10 protein-coding genes are annotated in these 17,188 nt (G+C 76.2%); 1 reads left to right on the top strand and 9 read right to left on the bottom strand.

The features are described 5' to 3' along the window. Window positions 1-4: 4 nt before the first annotated feature. From ACZ4U1_RS07495 to ACZ4U1_RS07510, 4 genes are all read right to left on the bottom strand, one after another. The gene (locus ACZ4U1_RS07495; RefSeq protein ID WP_467900773.1) at window positions 5-955 is read right to left on the bottom strand and encodes an ABC transporter ATP-binding protein; all 951 of its coding nucleotides are present in this window, start codon (window positions 953-955) and stop codon (window positions 5-7) included. Between the two features lie 14 nt (window positions 956-969). Beyond that, window positions 970-3,705: an FtsX-like permease family protein gene (locus ACZ4U1_RS07500; protein ID WP_467900775.1), complete on the bottom strand. Its 2,736-nt coding sequence runs from the start codon at window positions 3,703-3,705 to the stop codon at window positions 970-972. Between the two features lies 1 nt (window position 3,706). Beyond that, a complete protein-coding gene (locus ACZ4U1_RS07505; protein WP_467900777.1) occupies window positions 3,707-7,078 on the bottom strand; it encodes an FtsX-like permease family protein in 3,372 nt (1,123 codons plus the stop codon). A gap of 160 nt (window positions 7,079-7,238) precedes the next feature. After that, window positions 7,239-7,643, bottom strand: a complete 405-nt coding sequence (locus ACZ4U1_RS07510; protein WP_467900779.1) for a globin — start codon at window positions 7,641-7,643, stop codon at window positions 7,239-7,241. Window positions 7,644-7,743: 100 nt separating this feature from the next. Between ACZ4U1_RS07510 and ACZ4U1_RS07515 the strand changes: the two genes are divergently transcribed. Continuing rightward, window positions 7,744-8,721 carry a methyltransferase domain-containing protein gene (locus tag ACZ4U1_RS07515; RefSeq protein WP_467900781.1) on the top strand — a complete coding sequence of 326 codons (978 nt, stop codon included), beginning with the start codon at window positions 7,744-7,746 and terminating at the stop codon, window positions 8,719-8,721. Window positions 8,722-8,726: 5 nt separating this feature from the next. On the opposite strand, the gene ACZ4U1_RS07520 is transcribed toward ACZ4U1_RS07515, so the two are convergent. From ACZ4U1_RS07520 to ACZ4U1_RS07540, 5 genes are all read right to left on the bottom strand, one after another. Next, on the bottom strand, window positions 8,727-10,598 hold the full coding sequence (locus tag ACZ4U1_RS07520; protein WP_467900783.1) for an FHA domain-containing protein: 1,872 nt from the start codon (window positions 10,596-10,598) through the stop codon (window positions 8,727-8,729). Between the two features lie 34 nt (window positions 10,599-10,632). Then, window positions 10,633-11,976: a vWA domain-containing protein gene (locus ACZ4U1_RS07525; protein WP_467900785.1), complete on the bottom strand. Its 1,344-nt coding sequence runs from the start codon at window positions 11,974-11,976 to the stop codon at window positions 10,633-10,635. A 118-nt stretch (window positions 11,977-12,094) separates the two neighbouring features. After that, on the bottom strand, window positions 12,095-13,450 hold the full coding sequence (locus ACZ4U1_RS07530; protein WP_467900787.1) for a PP2C family serine/threonine-protein phosphatase: 1,356 nt from the start codon (window positions 13,448-13,450) through the stop codon (window positions 12,095-12,097). Between the two features lie 3 nt (window positions 13,451-13,453). Further along, complete coding sequence (locus tag ACZ4U1_RS07535) at window positions 13,454-15,910, bottom strand: serine/threonine-protein kinase (protein ID WP_467900790.1); 2,457 nt, start codon at window positions 15,908-15,910, stop codon at window positions 13,454-13,456. Then, complete coding sequence (locus tag ACZ4U1_RS07540; RefSeq protein ID WP_467900792.1) at window positions 15,907-17,181, bottom strand: hypothetical protein; 1,275 nt, start codon at window positions 17,179-17,181, stop codon at window positions 15,907-15,909. Before ACZ4U1_RS07540 ends, ACZ4U1_RS07535 begins: the two co-directional genes overlap by 4 nt. Window positions 17,182-17,188: the final 7 nt, after the last annotated feature.

Here is a 17,188-nt window from a genome sequence, read left to right on the forward strand (position 1 = left end):
CACTTCACCGCGTGTCGTCCGGCCATACGCCGATGTGGTCGGACTCCAGTTCCAGGGCCACGCGGTCGCGCATGTCCAGCGCGCGGAGGTAGTCGGCGGGCAGCTGGAGGCGGCCGGCGCGGTCGAGCATGGCGTACTCGCGGGCCACGACCGTCTCATGGCCGGTCGCCGCGTCGATCTCGCTGCGCCGCAGCACCTCGGTGGAGGTACGGCCGTCACGGATCGCCACCGTACGGCGGACCTCGCTCGCCACCGCCTGGTCGTGGGTGACGATGACGATCGTCGTGCCGAGGGTCTCGTTGGCCGTGCGGAACGCGTCGAAGATCTGGGCGGCCGTCTGGGAGTCGAGTTCGCCGGTGGGTTCGTCGGCGAGCAGCACCGCCGGGTCGTTCGCGAGGGCCACCGCGATCGCCACGCGCTGCTGCTGGCCGCCGGACATCTGCCGGGGGTGGCGGTCGCGGCAGTCGGCCACCTGGAGCAGGTCCAGGAGTTCCAGGGCGCGTTCGGTGCGGGCGCGGCGGCCCTTGCGGGTGCCGGCCAGCTGGAGGGGGAGGGCGACGTTCTGGGCCGCGGTGAGGTAGGGCAGGAGGTTGCGGGCGGTCTGCTGCCAGACGAAGCCGACGACTTCCCTGCGGTAGGCGAGGCGGTCTGCGGCGGTCATGGTGAGCAGGTCGCGGCCGGCGACGCGGGCCGCGCCGGCGGTGGGGGTGTCCAGGCCGGCGAGGATGTTCATGAGGGTGGACTTGCCGCTGCCCGACGCGCCTACCAGGGCCATGAGTTCGCCCTCGCGGACGAGGAGGTCCAGGCCCTGGAGGGCTTGGACCTCTATGCCGTCCGCGGTGAAGATGCGGACGAGGCGGTCGCAGGTGATCAGGGCGTCGTGGCCGTAGGCGGGGTTCGCCCTGGCCTCGGTCACCCGGTTCGCCAGCTCCGTGAGGCTCGGATCGGTGGTCATCTCGTCTCCTGGTGTCATCGGCCGTCCCCCGCCCTGAGTTCCGTCACCGAGCCCCGTCTCCCCGTCCACCACGCCTGGAGGGCTGCCACTCCCACCGCCACCGCGACCACCACCAGGGCCGGGACGAGGAGCGACCAGGTGTCGGGGTGGAGGGCGGCGGGGGGCGAGGGGGATGAGAGGGAGGGGAGGGCGATGGTGGTGAGGTCGATGCCGGGGGAGAGGAGGGTGATCGCTGACCAGCCGGTCAGGGTGCCGCCGGCGGCCGCGAGGACGGCCTGGGGGAGGGATTCGAGGACCAGCAGGCGGCGGGACTCGGCGCGGGTGAGGCCCATCGTGCGGAGGCGGGCCAGCAGCGCGGCGCGTTCGGGGGCCGCGCGGAACAGCGACAGCAGCAGGGCCAGGACGGCGAAGCCGGCCCCGGTGGCGACGGCCGCCGTGTACACGTGCTCGGCGCCGGACTGGAGGGGCGAGTCGGCGTACCGGGCGCGTTCCTCGGCCCGGATCCGGACGGTGGCCGTAGCGCCGACGGCGTGCCGTAGCGCGCCCGCGTCCAGGTGGTCGCCGGTCAGCAGCAGGGTCGTGGGACGGCTCGCCGCGGCCGGGAGGCCGGCGCGGTCGACGAGGAGGAAGTCGGCGCCGGAGACGGCGGGGGTCCGGTCGCGGACCAGGACGATGCGGACGGTGACCGCGCTGCCGTCCTCCAGCCGGACCGGGAAGGGCCGCCGGGTGCCGTACGCGGAGGCCACGGAGGGGGAGGCGAGGGCGGGGAGGGGGCGGGAGGGGCGCCCGGTCAGGCGGTCCGGGGGGAAAGGGCCCAGGGCGGTGCGGGCCGTCAGCTCGGCGTAGCCGCGCGGGTCCACGCCCAGCAGGGGTACCTCGTCCTGGCCGTCCTCCGGCTTGGCCTGGTAGGAGATGCCGACGGCGGTCACCGCGCGCACCCCGGGGACCGAGCGGACCCGCTCGGGGGCGCCGGCCGGCAGGGGCGCGCCCGCGTCCGCGCGGGCGTCGGCGCCGACGGTGAGCAGGGCCGCCCGGTCCCGGGCCTCGGCCACCCCGGCCAGCACCGAGCCGCCGAACGCCGCCGTGGTCAGCGCGGTCAGCAGGGCGAGCAGCGGGAGCACCGCGGAGGCCTGGGTGCGGCCCGCGCGGGCCAGGGAAAGGTGGCCGACCGCGCCGCGCAGCCGTCCGGCGGGCCCGGACAGGCGGCGCAGCAGCAGCGGGTAGAGGCGGAGCAGCAGCAGCGCGGCGATCACGCCGACCAGCACCGGGGCGACCGCCACCAGCTGGTCACCGGTCGTGCCGCGCCGGCGCAGCGTCGCCACCGCCCCGGCGGCCAGCACCAGCAGGGTCAGTTCGGCGACCGTGCGGCGCCGGGAGGGCCGTACCGAGGCGGCGTCCTCGCGCGGGGCCGTCAGCCGTACCGTGCGGTGCGCGAGGGCGGCGCGCAGGGGCAGGGCGGCGCAGGCGGTGAGGGTGACGGCCAGGGCGGCGAGGACGGCGGGGGTGACACGGCCGGCGGGGACCGCGAGCAGGGACGCGGCCATGCCGAGCGCGCCGGCCGGTACGGCGACCACGGCCGTCTCGGCCAGCAGCCGCCCGGCGAGGCCGGTCAGGGAGGCACCGCGGGCGCGCAGCAGGGCGAGTTCGGCGCGGCGCCGGTCGGCGGCCAGGGCGCCGGTCATGAGCAGGACGACGACGGCGACCGTCGCGGTGCCCGCGGCGGCCACGGCGACCAGCGGGGCGATGCCGGAGCGCAGCCGGGAGAAGGCGGCGAGGGTGTCGTCCAGGTCGGTGTTGATGTCGGCGCCGTAGTCGGTCAGGGCGCGGGCGCGTTGCAGCGCGGGCCCGGACTCCAGGGCGGCGACGGCCGGTTTCAGCCGGTCCAGGTCGTGGGCGTGCAGGCCGCGCAGGTCGGGGGCGAGGTGCCAGTAGCGGGCCGGGTCGGTGCCGGTGCCCAGCAGGGCGGGGGCCGCCTCCGGGGCGAGCAGCAGCGCACCGAGCCAGTACTTGTCCGGGTCCGGGCCGGGGTCGGGCAGGGTCACCAGGGTCGGGGTGCGCAGCAGCGGGACGGTGGACCAGTAGGCGCCGTCGGGGTCGCGCGGGACGAGGATGCCGGTGACCCGGACGGCGAGCGGCCGGCGGCCCGGTGCCGGTACGTGGATGACCGAACCCACCTTGATGTGCAGGCTCCTGGCGGTGGCGGCGGTCACCGCGGCCTCCACCTCGGGGGTGGTGCCGTCGACCGGGTGCGCGGCGCGTGGCAGCCGCCCGGCGCGCACGCGCGCGTGCTCGGCGAGGCCGCTCTGCGCGGTCAGCGAGACACGGGCGGGCAGCCCGGTCGGCCGGGGCAGCCACGGTTCGGGCACCGCCGGGGTGACGGTGCCGGCGACGCCGTACGCGGACTGGGCGCGGTCCACGGTGAGCGGGCTGCCGACCGCGCCGAGCACCTTCTCGTACTGCCGTTCCAGCGTGGCGGGGCGCATCGCCCCGGCGCGCCGCTCGGGCGGCAGGCCGAGGTCGGGCTGGGGCGCGGACAGCCGTACGGTGGTGTGCTCGGGGCGGGCCTGCCGGAGCGCCCGCCCCAGGCCCGCGTCCTCGTAGCGGTCCACGGCGCGCGGGTAGGCGCCGGCCAGGCACGCGGTCAGCGCGACCAGCAGCGCGAGCGCGGCGGCGGCGCCGGGCGCGGCCCGCAGCCGGGTCCGCACCCAGGGCGCGACCACGTGCGCCACCGGCACCGGGCGGCCGGCCATCTCACTCACCTCCCTGGGCGCGCAGCGCCGCCGCCGGGTCCGCCCGGCGGACGGCCGGCACCGCCGCGACCACCAGGGGCGCGGCGGCGACGGCCGCGAGCAGCAGCGCCACCCGGCCGGGCGGCAGCTGGACGAGCAGGTCGGGCACGGGGCGGGTGGCCTCCCCGGTCAGGACGATCAACGGCAGGACGGTACGGGCCAGTACGGTGCCCAGGCCCAGGCCCACCGCGAGCGCCAGGCCCACCAGGACGGCCTGCTCGGCGGCGACCGTGCGGGCCAGCTGACGGCGCGGCACGCCGAGCGCGCGCAACACGGCGAACTCGGCGTTCCGGGCCCGCTGGGCACCGGCGGCGCCGACCGCGAAACCGACCGCGGCGAGCGCCGCCGCCACCACGGCCGCCGCGGTGAACGCGGCCTCGGGCCCCGCGCCGAACGGGTCGTCGCGCAGTTCGGCGGCGATCTCGTCGCGCACCACGACCTGCCCGGGTCCGACGTCCGGCAGGGCCCGTACGGCGGCGGCCACGCGGGCGGTGTCGCCGGGCGCGGTGCCGAGCCACCACTCGGTGGGGGTGGCGCTCTCCCCGTACCGGGCCTGGAGCAGCTGGTTCAGGGCGCGCAGGTCGAGCAGGACGGCACCGCCGTCGCGGGCGCCGGGGTGCGCCGGGTCGGCGGTGGCGGGCAGCGCCCGCACCGCCCGGACGATCCGCACCGGCACCCTCCGGTCGCCGACGGTGAGATCGACCCGCTGCCCGGGGCGGGCGCCGGCCGCGGCCAGATAACGGTCGGTGGCGACCGCCGGCACCGCGGCGGGCGCGGCCTGGGTGACCTGGAGCCGGAGGGTGACGGAGGCGATCGTCCAGATGTCGGCGTCCGGCAGGTAGCCGGTGCTGTAGGCGAAGGTCAGCGGGCCGGTGCCGGTGATCGTGGGGCGGGTGGGGCTGGTGGCGGCGCTCGGCACGGCGGAGCCGCCGGTCTCCGCCGTGGTGGTCCACCGGGCGGGCAGTGCGAGCCGGTGCGCCGTCCCGTCGGTCCCGGACGCGGTCAGTTTCTCCAGGGTGAGCCGGTGGTGCTCGGCGCGTGCGGCGGGCTGGGTCAGGTCCAGGCGCAGTCCGGTGAGGGTGGCCGGTCCGGTGGCGGCGGGGAGGGCGAGGGTCAGGGCGTGCGTGCGGCCGTCGGCGGGGAGCTGTCCGAGGGGCAGCTGGTACGGCACTCCGTACCGGTCCGCGAGCGTCACCGTCAGCGCCGTGGTGGTGCCGGGCCCGGTCGAGCTGTGCAGGCGGGCCGTCAGCGTCAGCCGGGCGGTGCCCGCAGGCACCCGCACCCCGGCGGGGGCGCCCTTCGGCGTGAGCCGGCCGAGCAGCGGCCGTACCGGTTCCTCGGCCAGGTCGGGGCGCATGAGGACGGCGTCCGCCGCGTGCGCGGTGTCGAGGGCCAGCACGGTCGCCGTACGGTCGCCGGACAGCGGCTGGGCACCACGCACGGCCGGGGCGGCCCCGCGTACGTCCGGCAGGCCGGCGTACACGTCCGTCCGGCCGAACCCGTCCTCCCCGCCGGCCAGCACCCGCACCGGCACCCCGGCCCGGAAGTCGGCCTGGTCGTCCTGCGAGCGGTCCCAGGAGGCCGCCTGTCCGATCGCGAGCATGCCGAGCGCGACGGCGAGGACCAGCAGCAGCACCGGGCCCGCCGCGCGCGCGGTGCGCCGGCTGAACTGCCAGCCCGCGAGCGCCACCGGCAGCCCCCGCCCGCGGGCCGCCCACCGCTCGGCGAACCGTGCCACGGGCGGCAGCAGCCGCAGCGTGAGCACGGTCCCGGCGAGCAGGGCCAGCGCGGGCGCGGCCACCAGGAGGGGGTCGACGCCGAGGGCGCCGATGGGGGTCCCCCCTGTTCGAGCGGAGCCGAGAACTTGGGGGAGGTCGGCGCTCACGCCGCCGGAGTCCTGCCGGCCGAGCTGCCAGTAGGCCACGCCGGCGATGGCGAGCAGGCCGAGGTCGGCGCCGGTCCGCAGCGGGGCCGGGACGGCGGTCCGGCCCGGCTTCCGGGGCTTCCGGGCCTTCAGCGGCAGGGACCAGCCGCGCCGGGGGCCGGACTTCCGCACCCGCGCCCGCACTCCGTCCCCGGCTCCCGCCACCGCCGGTCCGGTCACCGCGAGCGCGCAGCCGAGGGCCACGCCGGCCGCGACCAGCCAGACGGCGGTCCGGCCGGCCGGCGGGAGGTCCAGGCGCAGGCCGAGCCGGGCCAGCGGGCCGTGCCCGGCGAGCAGTGCGGTGAGCGGGCCGGCGAGCAGGGGCGCGCACACGGCGGCGGGCAGCGCGAGCAGCAGCGCCTCGGCGGCGGCGAGGGCGGCGATCCGGGCGCGGGAGGCGCCGCGGGCCCGCAGCAGCCGGGTCTCGTCGGCGCGTTCGGTGCTGAGCAGCCGGGCGACCAGCAGCAGCGCGTAGCCGGCGAGCAGCACCAGCTGGAGCGCGATGATCAGCAGGGTGGAGCGGGCCACGAGCAGCGAGCGGTCCACCCGGTCCAGCACGTCCGGCAGCGCGGTCTGCGAGACGGTCGTCCCCCTCAGCGCGGTCGGCTCGCGCAGGGCGGCGCTGCCGTCCCGGGCCGCCGACCGCAGCTCGCCGATCCGTCCCGTCGTCACCGAGGCGAAGTCGGCCGACGCCAGCCAGCCCGTCGCGCCGGCGCTGACCCGGCCGCCGGTGAGCACGGCGGGGTCGGCGAGCAGCGGGCCGTACGTCGTGAAGCCGGAGGTCTTCACCCCGCGGCCGAGCAGGTCGTCCAGCTGCCAGTACGGTGCCGTCACCGAGGCGGGCCGGTACACGCCGACGACCCGGACCCGGACCGCGGGCCCCTTCAGCCGGTCGGCGAGGGTGAGCCGGTCCCCGGGCGTCAGCCGCAGCGCCCGGGCGGCGGCCTGCGGGAGCGCCACCTCGACCTCGCCGCCGGTACGGCCGCCCGGGCGCGGGAGGCGGCCGGCGGCCAGCCGCAGCCGGCTGTGGTCCAGTGCCGCGAAGTACGTCAGGTCCGGGTCGCCCGACCTGCCCGCGGCCGGTTGCGGGGAACGGGGCAGCGCGTACGGCCCCGAGCGGCGCAGGGTCCGTACGGTGACCGGTAACCCGGCGAAGGTGCGGCGCGCGCCCTGGCGTACGGCGGTGTCGGCGGCGGCCCGTTCGGCCGGGGGCACGTCCGCCTTGACGATCAGCGCGGTGTCGGCGGCGTTGCGCGGGTCGCCGAGCACATGGCGCAGCGCAGCGTCGCCGATCGCGCCCGAGTACGCCGTGAGCGTCGCCAGTACCGCGGTGGTCAGCGCCACCGTCAGCAGAGCGGCGCCCAGCAGCAGGCGGTGCGCACGCGCGCGTGAGAAGACGAACCCCGTCACCCGGCCCCCGTGTGTCCGGACTTCCAGACCTTCGGGCGATGCTGACAGAGGGGCCGGGCCGTGGGTAAGCGGTTGTCGGCCGGTCTATACCGGATTGTGATCGGAATGCGGGGACGGGTGACCGGAATCCGACCTTCAGTGACCTGTCGGGGGCGCGGGATCAGTCGGGGGTGTTCACCATCGACGCGGCGGCGTACGTCAGGTAGTTCCACAGCGTCCGCTCGTGCTCCTCGGACAGCCCCAGCTCCTCGACGGCCACCCGCATGTGCCGCAGCCAGGCATCGTGCGCCGCCCGGTCCACGGTGAACGGGGCGTGCCGCATGCGCAGCCGGGGATGGCCGCGGTTCTCGCTGTACGTCGTGGGGCCGCCCCAGTACTGCATCAGGAACAGGACCAGCCGCTCCTCGGCCGGACCCAGGTCCTCCTCCGGGTACATCGGCCGCAGCAGCGGGTCCCCGGCGACTCCCTCGTAGAAACGGTGGACGAGCCGGCGGAAGGTCTCCTCCCCGCCGACCTGCTCGTAGAAGGTCTGCTCCTGAAGCGTGCCGCGCCGAATCTCATTCACCCGTCCATCGTCTCAGACCGGGTGACCCAGGACTCAAGGCTTAGGACCGGTCCCGCCCGGCCCGCCCCTGCCGCGGCCCGCCCGCCCCTACTGTGGACCCATGGGCGCCTACGACACGGAGATCGAGGTCCTCGCCGACGCGGCACGGGCCGCGCTGGTCCGGGAGATCGACGCCGACGGGGCCTGGGCCGCGGACCCGGTGTGGCGGGAGGCGTTCGCGGCGGTGCCCCGGCACCTGTTCGTGCCGTACTACTACGTCCCCGGACCGCGCGGCTACGAGCGCCGCTGGCGTGAGAGTCCCGACCGCGAGGCCCGGGAACGCTGGGTGCGCGGCGCCTACGCGGACGTACCGCTGGCCACCCGGCTGCGCGACGGCGAGCTGCTCTCCTCCAGCAGCCAGCCCTCCCTGATGGCCCGGATGCTGGTCGCCCTGGGCGTCCAGGAGGGCGACCGGGTCCTGGAGGTCGGCGCCGGCACCGGCTACAACGCGGCCCTGCTCGCCCACCGGCTCGGCGACGACGGCCTCGTCACCACCATCGACCTGGAACCGGAGATCACCGAGTCGGCCCGGCAGCACCTCGCGGCGGCCGGCTTCCACCCGGTCGTCGTCACCGGCGACGGAGCGCGCGGGGTGCCCGAACGCGCCCCCTACGACCGGATCATCGCCACCTGCGAGCTGCCCACGGTGCCGCGCGCCTGGCTCGCCCAGTGCCGCCCGGGCGCGCGCGTTCTCACCCCGCTCGCCACCGGACTGCTCGCCCTGACCGTGCACGACGCGCGGCACGCCGAGGGCGGCTTCCTGCCCGGGGCGGCCTTCTTCGTGCCGCTGCGCGGTGAGGGCAGGCCGGAACCCGGGGGCGTCCCGACGGCCGGGCTGCCGGGCCGGGCCCGCCGGCAGGAAACGTTCCGCTTCCTGCTCGCGCTGACCCGGTCCACCCTCGACCCGCAGGAGGCGTACGCCCTGTGGGAACGCGAGGGCGAGCCGGGCCGCGGACGCTACGGCGTCACGGTCGACGGCGAGCGCACCTGGGCATGGCTGGACGACCCCGAGGGGCCGTACGCCTGGCCCCTGCCCTGAGCCGGTCAGCCCCGGCGGACGGTGATCGTCGTCCAGGCGCCCACGTGCACCCGGTCACCGTCCTGGAGCGGGACCGGCACGAACGGCTGGATCGGCTCCTCCGACATGTTGACCGTGGTGCCGTTGGTCGAGTTCTGGTCGACGACCGCCCAGCTGCCGTCCGGCTGCTGCACCAGCACCGCGTGCTGGTGCGAGACGCCCGGATCCTCCGGCGGCACCGACAGGTCGATGTCGGGGGTGTCGCCGGTGGAGTGCCGGCGGCGGCCGATGGTGACCTGGTTGCCGGTGAGCGGGCGCTGCTGCTCGGGCGAGTACGCCGGCAGGTTCAGGCCCGCGGCCTCGGGGCCGGAGCGCTGCATCATCGCCATGAAGTACTCGCGGTCCGGGCCGATGGTCGCGGTCCAGGTGCCCGGCTGGGAGGACTGCGGCGCCTGCGGGAAGCCGCCGCCGGGTCCGGGCGGGGCCTGGGGGGCGCCGGTCTGCGGGTAGCCGTAGCCGCCCTGGCCGCCCTGGCCGCCGGGGCCGGCGGAGGAGGGCGGGGAGATCACCCAGTCGTCGTCACCGGCCGGGGGCCGGCCGGTCTCGCGCGGGAACGCGGGCGGGGCCGACGCCCCGGCCTGCTGGAACGCCTGCGGGGCACCGCCGGGACCGGGCGGTGTGGGCCCGGGGGGCGGCGGTACCGGACGGGAGGGATCGCCGCCGAAGCCGGAGGGGCCGGGAGGCGTGGGACCACCGGGGCCGGAGGGACCGCCGGGACCCTGTCCCGGACCGCCGCCGAAGCCGGAACCGGGGCGCTGGTTCTGGTTGCCGCCGAACCCGGATGGACCGCCCGGTCCACCGGACGCCGGACCCTGGCCGCCGCCGAACCCGGAGGGGCCGCCGGGGCCACCGGGGCCGCCGGGGCCCTGCCCCGGACCGCCACCGAAACCGGACGGGCCGCCGGCCCCCGGGCCCTGAGCCGGACCCTGGCCCTGGCCCTGGCCCGGACCCTGGCCCTGGCCCGGACCCTGGCCCTGGCCCGGACCCTGGCCCTGACCCGGCCCACCGCCGAAGCCGCCCGGACCACCGGGACCACCGGAACCCGGACCCTGTCCCGGACCGCCGCCGAAGCCACCCGGACCGCCGGGACCCTGACCCTGACCCGGGACCTGACCCTGACCCGGGACCTGGCCCTGACTCTGACCCGGCGCACCGCCGAAGCCGCCCGGGCCACCGGGACCCGACGGACCGCCCGGACCCGACGGACCGCCCGGGCCGCCAGGACGCCGGCCCGGTGCCGTGCCCGGTCCCGATCCCGGCCCCTGGTTCTGACCCGGGACCTGGCCGAAGCCCTGGGGCGGGCCCGGCGGGCGCTGGTTGCCGGCGCCGAACGGGGGCGCGCCCGCGGGGCCGGGGGAGGTCGGCGGGCCGGACGGGGCGCGGTCGCCGCCGAACGGCGTCGGGCCCGACGGCTCGCTGCCGAAGGACGGGATCGGCTCGGCCGGCCGGTTCACCTGCGAGGGCCGCGAGCCCTGGTACTCGTACCCGTCACCGCCGCCGTACGTCGAGCTCGGCGGCTGGAACCGCGGCTGCGGCGGACGCGGGGCGGCCGGGGTGTAGGAGGTCGCCGTGTTGGTCAGGAAGTTCCACCGGCACTCCTCGCAGAACGGCGCGCCGCCCTCACGGGGCGTACGGCACTGCGGGCACAGCTCCGGCTCCGGGGCCGACGCGGCCGGCGGGCGGGCGCCGGCCGGGCCGCCCTGCGGGGGCGGGAAGCCGTAACCGCCCGCGGGCGGGGGCGGCGGAGGGGGCAGAGGTACGGCACCGGCCATGCGGTGACCGCAGACCTCGCACCAGTCGTCGGAACCCGACTGGTGTCCGTTCGGGCAGGTCGGCATGTCGGCGCTTCCCCTTCTCCTACGCTTCCAAGGGTCACTTCTTTACACGAACAGTCTTTGTGGACCGGGTCTCCAGCGTCATCTCGTCCGCCTCGGCGACCCTCGTCTTCAACCGCACAGTACCTGTCGCGGCGTCGACCACGTCCACCACCTTCGCAAGCAGTTTCGCAGTATCGGCGTTCCCCGAGGCGCTCGCGAGCTGAACCGCACGCCCCAGTTTGGCCGTTGCTCCATCGAAATCGCCCGCTTTACGAAGGTCGAGCCCCTTCTGGATGGCCTGCGCCAGTTCCGCCTGCCCGGTGTAGTGGGCGACTTGGGGGTTGATCGAGGTGGAGGCGGCCATGTCGTCGGTCCACACCGCCCGCACGAGCCCCTGCGCCCCGAGGTTCTGCACCGATCCGTCCGATTGCGGCACCACCAGCGACACCCGGGCGGCGAGCATCTCCTGGCCGAGTCCGGCCGGCGGGACCGTCACGCACAGGTGGTAGTCGCGGGACTCGTCGCCCCAGGAGCCGGTCGGGTAGTCCCCGGCGCGCGGCCCGGCCTCGGTGCGGCGGCCGGTCAAGTCCTCCACGTTGGGCGCGACTTGCTTGACGAAGCGGATGGTGGTGCCGACCGGCGTCCACACCCGCAGGGAGACGTCGGCGACCTCCTTGCCCATCGCCGTCTCCATCATCCGCGTGAAGTCCGCGGCGAGGCCCGACGGGTCGGCGACGATGTCGGCGGTGCCGAGCAGCGCCGAGGCGATCCCTGTGACTTCTTTCACTTCCCAGTCGGTGCCCACGCCCCGCGCGTCACAGGTGAACCGCCCCGCGCACGCGTCCAGCGTGGCCCGCAGCTCCTGCGGTGACTCGTGTTCGTTGCGGCCGTCGGTGAGCAGGATGCCGTGCCGGATGGTGACGTCCGCCGCGGACAGCAGCCGGTCGGCGAGCCGCAGCCAGGTGCCGATGGCCGTACCGCCGCCCGCGCTCAGCCGGCGCAGCGCGTGCTTGGCCTGCTCACGGGTGGTGGCGTCGGCGACCGCGAGCCGGCCGCCGCCCGGATAGACCTCCTTGGCCACGTGCGTGCCGCCGATCACCGCGAACCGGGTGCCGTCGCGCAGGGTGTCGATCGCGGCGGCCGTGGCGTCGCGGGCGTTGCGCATCTTGGTCGGCGGGTAGTCCATGGAGCCGGAGCAGTCGACCATGACGGCCACCGCGGCGGAGGGCCCCCGACCCGCCGGGTACCCGGGCGCGGAGACCGCGCTGCCGATGGTGCCGCCGCCGGTCGCGGTCACGGTGACGACGGCGTTGACCTCGCTGCCGCCCTCGGGCAGGTACTCGTTCTGGTAGACGTCCACCGAGAACCGTGGCACGTTCGACTTCGCGAAGTTGGCCATGCTTGATCGCATCCCCCTCGGACACCTCGCTCACACGAGGCGATGGCTGTGAGCGGACCGGTCCCCTCCGGTCCGCCGCGGCTTCCCCGTGCCGTATCCCCCCGGTCGGGTACGGCCCTCAGGCCGATCCTGCCCCCTGCGGCGGCGCCGGGAACGGCAGGATCGCCACTGTTACGTTGTCGTGGCCCCCGCCGTCCAGGGCGTGCCCCACCAGCACCCGGGCGCCGTGCAGCGGGCGGACCGCCGCGTCCGCCGGGATGACCTCGGACATCTCCTCGGCGGTCTCGGCGTAGTTCCACAGCCCGTCGGTGCACACCACGACGGTGCCGGGCCGGTCCGGCTTGAAGGCGGCGGTGTGCGGCTCCAGTTCGTAGGCGTCCGCGCCGAGCCAGCCGGTGATCGCGTGGGCCCGCTCGTCGGCGTACGCCTCGGCCTCGCTCATCAGGCCGGCGGCGACCATCTGCGCGGCCCACGAGTCGTCCTCGGTGAGCCGGGCGGGGGGCGCGGTGCGGTCGGTGGGCACCCAGTAGGCGCGGCTGTCGCCGACCCAGCCGACGACCAGCAGGCCGGAGGTGACGATCGCGCCGACGATCGTGCAGGCCGGCGCGTTCTGGTGCGGGGCGTGCTCGCGGGCCGTGGCGGGCTCCTCGGCGAGCGCGTTGACGGCCTGCGAGGCGGCGACGATCGCCTCGTGCATGGCCTGCTGGGGGTGGGTGCCGCGCGGCAGCGCGGCCAGCAGGGTGTCGCCGGCCGCCTGGGAGGCGGCCAGGGAAGCGTCGTCGGGACGGGTCGCGGAGGACACGCCGTCGCAGACGATCGCCAGCGCCGCCGGGGTGCCGTCGGGCAGCGTGGTGTGGCCGACGGCGAAGGCGTCCTCGTTGCGGTGGTGGCGCAGCCCGCGGTCGCTGACGGCGGCGACCGGGCCCGACTCCCGCTCCACGTGGTCGCGTTCGCGCGGCTGGGCGTGCCCGCAGTTCTCGCAGTAGCCGTCGCTGTCCACGCGGCCCGCCCGGCAGGCCACACAGAGCTGCGCGGGCTCGGCCGGGGCGGCGGTCAGCCGCGGGTCCGGCGCCTGCAGCGGGTACTCGTCCGGTTCGTCCGGCCGGTCGAACCGCACCCCGGAACCGGAGGAGTGCCCACCGCCGGCGTCATGCCCGCCCGACTGCGTGCCGTCCGCGACCGGACCGGTCCCGTGCGCGGGCAGCGGCGTGCCGTCCGGGTCGGTGCCGGGCGGGTCCGCCGGCGGATGCGCCGCGGACGGCGTGCCGGAGCCGGCCGGGCCGGGGCCGGGCCAGTCCGTGCCGTCGTCGGGTGCCGGGGAGCCGGTCATGGTGAGCGTCGGATGGTCCTGCGGCCTAGCGGGCACCACCGACAGGTCGTATCCGCACGCTCCGCAGAACAGATCACCCGACTCCACGGGCTCCGCGCAGCTCGGGCACTTCGGCAGTGCGGCCTGCCGGGGCATCTGCGACATCGACTACACCCACGTCCGGGGGCGGTAACGGTTGGCCCGTTCCACCAGCTCGATCCTCTCCTCGCCGCCGGGCGCCAGCCGGGCCAGCGTGCGATAGGCGCGCTCCAGGCCGAAGCGGAGGCCCCGCTCGTCCAGACCGCTGCCCAGCAACACCCGGCCTCCGGCGGCGGGCCCGGTGCCCTGGCCCCCGGAGAGTATCCAGTCCAGCGCACAGCCGAGCACCTCCGCCGACAACAGCTCGCGCCGTGCCGGGTCCAGGCCGTACGCCTGGAGTGCCTCGACCTGACCGGCGGCGGCCGTCAGGTCGTCCAGGAACGGTACGTCACCGGAGCCCGCGGTGCGCTGTCTGAGCCGGGCCCGGACGGCGGCGACCCGGGCGGCCGTGTAGTGGATGGAGGACTCGGGCACCGACTCCAGCGTCCGTACGGCGCCGCCGCGGTCCCCGGCCGCGAGCCGCACCCGGGCCAGACCGAACGCGGCGCTCACGAAGCTCGGGTCGGTCGACCACACCAGGCGGTAGTACTCGGCCGCGTTGTCCAACTGGCCCAGCACCTCGGCGCACAGGCCGAGCGCCAGCTTGGGCGCGGCCTCGCCGGGGAAGGCGTCGTAGATCGCGTCGAACGCGAGCGCGGCGTGCTCGAAGTCGCCTGTGACCAGCGCGGCCACGCCCCGGTACCACACCACCCGCCAGTCGTCGGGCCGTTCCTCGTCCAGCTTGGCCAGGCTCATCAGCGCGCCCTGGTGGTCGCCGCTCTCCAGCCGGGCGCGGATCTGCCGCAGCCGGGTCTCCACGGTCTGCGCGGGCGCCGCGGCCAGCGCGGTCATCAGCTCGGCCGGCGCGGAGGCCATCAGGCCCGCGAGAAAACCGGCGTTGGGGTCGGACGGGTCGACCAGCGGCACCGGCAGGGCGAGCGCGGCGGCCGCGGTGTCGACCGGCTTGACCAGGGCGGGCGGGAGCGGAGCGGGGGCGGCGGGAGCCTTCCCCACCGGGCGCGCCCCCAGCCGGGACACGTCCCCGTCCAGCCGTGGGAACAGCTCGGTGTCGGTGACCTTCACCTCGGGTCCGAACAGCGTCGACAGCGCGGGCCGTGCCTGCCCGGACTGCAGCGACACCACCTCCCGCAGCACGCCCGTCAGCTGTTCGGCCATCTCCTGCGCGGAGGCGAACCGGCGGGCCGGGTCGGGGTCGGTGGCGCGGACCAGGAGCCGGTAGAAGGACTCGTACCGGCGGAAGACCTCGATGCTGTCGGGATCGGGCAGGGAGTCGACGTAGACGTTGGTGTAGCCCTGGAAGTCGAAGGCGAGCACGGCGAGGGTGCGGCCCACCGTGTACAGGTCGCTGGCCACCGACGGGCCGGACTCGGCGACCTCCGGGGCCTGGTAGCCGACCGTGCCGTAGATCGCCGACTCGTCGTCGTCCATGCGGCGGACCGCGCCCATGTCGATCAGCTTGAGCTGGTCCTCGGTCTGGATGGCGTTGTCGACCTTGAAGTCGCAGTAGAGGAGGTTACGGCTGTGCAGGTGGCCGAGGGCCTCCAGCGCCTCGATGCCGTAGGCGCACGCCTGTTCCACCGGCAGCGGGTCGCGCCGGCCGTCGGGGGTGCGGCGGGAGTTGGCGATCTCCTTCAGGGACTTGCCGCCGACGTACTCCATGACGATGTAGCCGTCGAGGGAGCCGGTGCGCTGGTCCAGGTGCTCCACGAAGTTGTAGATCCGCACGATGTTGGCGTGCTCGATCTCCGCGAGGAACCGCCGCTCGGAGATCGCCGCGGCCATCGCGTCCTGGTCGCCGGTGTCCAGCAGGCCCTTGAGCACCACCCAGCGGTCGGAGACGGCCCGGTCCACGGCGAGGTAGATCCAGCCGAGCCCGCCGTGCGCCAGGCAGCCCGCGACCTCGTACTGGCCGTGCACGATGTCCCCGGCCTTCAGCTTGGGCACGAAGGAGTAGGGGTGCCCGCACTTGGTGCAGAACCCCTCCGTGCGGCCCGGCCGGTCACCCCGGGCCCGGCCCACCGGAGCGCCGCAGTCCGCGCGCGAGCAGAACCGCTTCCGCTCGGGCACCTCCGGGTTCTCCAGCACCATTGCGCGCGGGTCGGGCCGCGGCACCTGCGGCACCGAGACCAGTCCGGCGCCCAGCCGGCCGCGCGAGGAGGTGCCGGACGAGGAGCCGGAGCTGCGCACCGACACCGAGCGGCCCGTGGAATTCCCCGACAGCGACCGGGAGAGCCGCCCGGACACCGAGCGGCGCGACCTCGACGACTGCGAGGACGTCCGCGCGCTGCGCGAACTGCCGCTCTCCGACGCCCCCCTGGTGATCCCGGTGGGCGGCGAGCCCACCATCCCGCTCGCGGAGACGACCGGCGCGAGACCGCACGTGTCGCAGTACAGCTCGCCGCCGCCGACGTCCTCGTACGTCCCCGCGCAGCCCGGCCGCTGGCAGGTCTGCCCCGGCTGACTCATGACGCGTCCCCCTTACGGTCCTCCGGCGCGCCGCCGAGCAGTTCGGCCGCCGTCTGCTGGTAGCGCAGCACGGCCTGCTCCGCCACGCGCAGGTCGCAGGGCGCGCTCCACAGCATGCGGCGGGCCGCGTCGTACCGCTCTACCAGCAGCGGGTCCTCGGCCAGACCGTGCCGGGCCACCTTCGCCTTGTAGGCGTCGAGCCGGCCGCGCAGCTCGGCGCGGACCGCGAGCGGCGCGGTGACCGCGGTCAGCGACTCGCGGGCGCGCAGCAGTTCGTCCTCCGCCTTCTCCTCCAGCGACTCCAGCAGCGGGGAGAGCCGGTGCCACTGGGCCTGCCTGCGGTACTCGGCCGCGGTCGCCAGCTGCTCCTGCAGCGCGGTCGGCGGACCGCTCACCACCGGGACCTCGGTCGCGGCGATCTTCGCGAGCACCTCGCCGCGCGCGGTACGGGCCTCGGCGAGGGTGCGGTCCGCGCGCGAGAGCACGTCCCGCAGCCGGATCAGCCGCGCCTCCGCGTCCTGGCGCACCGTCAGCACGGCGTCGATCTCCCGCCGTACGTCCTCCAGGGCGCGCGCCTCACGGTCGTACACCGTCGTGTCCGGGCGCCCGCCGCCGGGCGCCGAACTGCCCTCGGCCGGGACCCAGAAGGCGAGCGGGTCGCGGACGACGTCCTCGCGCAGCTGGGTCAGCGTGCGGGTGATCCGCTCCAGGTCGTCCCCGGCCGGGTGCTCGCCGGGGCGTACCCCGACGGAGTGCGCGAGGCCCCGGGTGCGCTGGAGTTCCGCGGCGAGTAGATCGATCCGCGCGGGCAGCGCCGACCACACCGCGTCGGCGGCGACGATCATGTCCAGGCTCGTCGCGTACAGCTCGTTCATCCGGTCCACCAGCGCCGACAGCGAGAACGTCTCGCTCAGCCGGCCGGTCCCGCCGCCGGGGACGGTCACGGACTCGCCGCGCAGCAGCTCGGTCAGCTCCGCCAGGTCCTCCCGGCTGGACCAGCGGCGCCGGGCGCGGATCTCACGGGCGCCGCGCAGCGCGGCCGTGTAGGCGTCGAAGTACGCCCACAGCAGGGTGATCCGCGCCTCCGTTGCCTGCCAGCGCTCCTTGGTCACACCGGTCAGGTCGGCACCTTCGAGGAGTCTGCGGCCCGCGTGGTCCTGCAGGGCCAGCAGCGAGGTCTCGATCGCCTCGTGCTCCTGGCCGAGCCGCGCCAGCGCACGGTCCACCTCGTCCCGGTCCATCACCGGCCCGGCGGGGTCCGTGACGCCCATCGATCAC

It is taken from the genome of Streptomyces sp. NPDC028928 (assembly GCF_055564915.1).

Bases quoted from the DNA above. Each gene is read 5' to 3' on its own strand.
- ACZ4U1_RS07495 (WP_467900773.1), bottom strand. From the start codon at position 955: ATGACCACCGATCCGAGCCTCACGGAGCTGGCGAACCGGGTGACCGAG.
- ACZ4U1_RS07500 (WP_467900775.1), bottom strand. From the start codon at position 3,705: ATGGCCGGCCGCCCGGTGCCGGTGGCGCACGTGGTCGCGCCCTGGGTG.
- ACZ4U1_RS07515 (WP_467900781.1), top strand. From the start codon at position 7,744: ATGGGCGCCTACGACACGGAGATCGAGGTCCTCGCCGACGCGGCACGG.
- ACZ4U1_RS07520 (WP_467900783.1), bottom strand. From the start codon at position 10,598: ATGCCGACCTGCCCGAACGGACACCAGTCGGGTTCCGACGACTGGTGC.
- ACZ4U1_RS07525 (WP_467900785.1), bottom strand. From the start codon at position 11,976: ATGGCCAACTTCGCGAAGTCGAACGTGCCACGGTTCTCGGTGGACGTC.
- ACZ4U1_RS07530 (WP_467900787.1), bottom strand. From the start codon at position 13,450: ATGTCGCAGATGCCCCGGCAGGCCGCACTGCCGAAGTGCCCGAGCTGC.
- ACZ4U1_RS07535 (WP_467900790.1), bottom strand. From the start codon at position 15,910: ATGAGTCAGCCGGGGCAGACCTGCCAGCGGCCGGGCTGCGCGGGGACG.
- ACZ4U1_RS07540 (WP_467900792.1), bottom strand. From the start codon at position 17,181: ATGGGCGTCACGGACCCCGCCGGGCCGGTGATGGACCGGGACGAGGTG.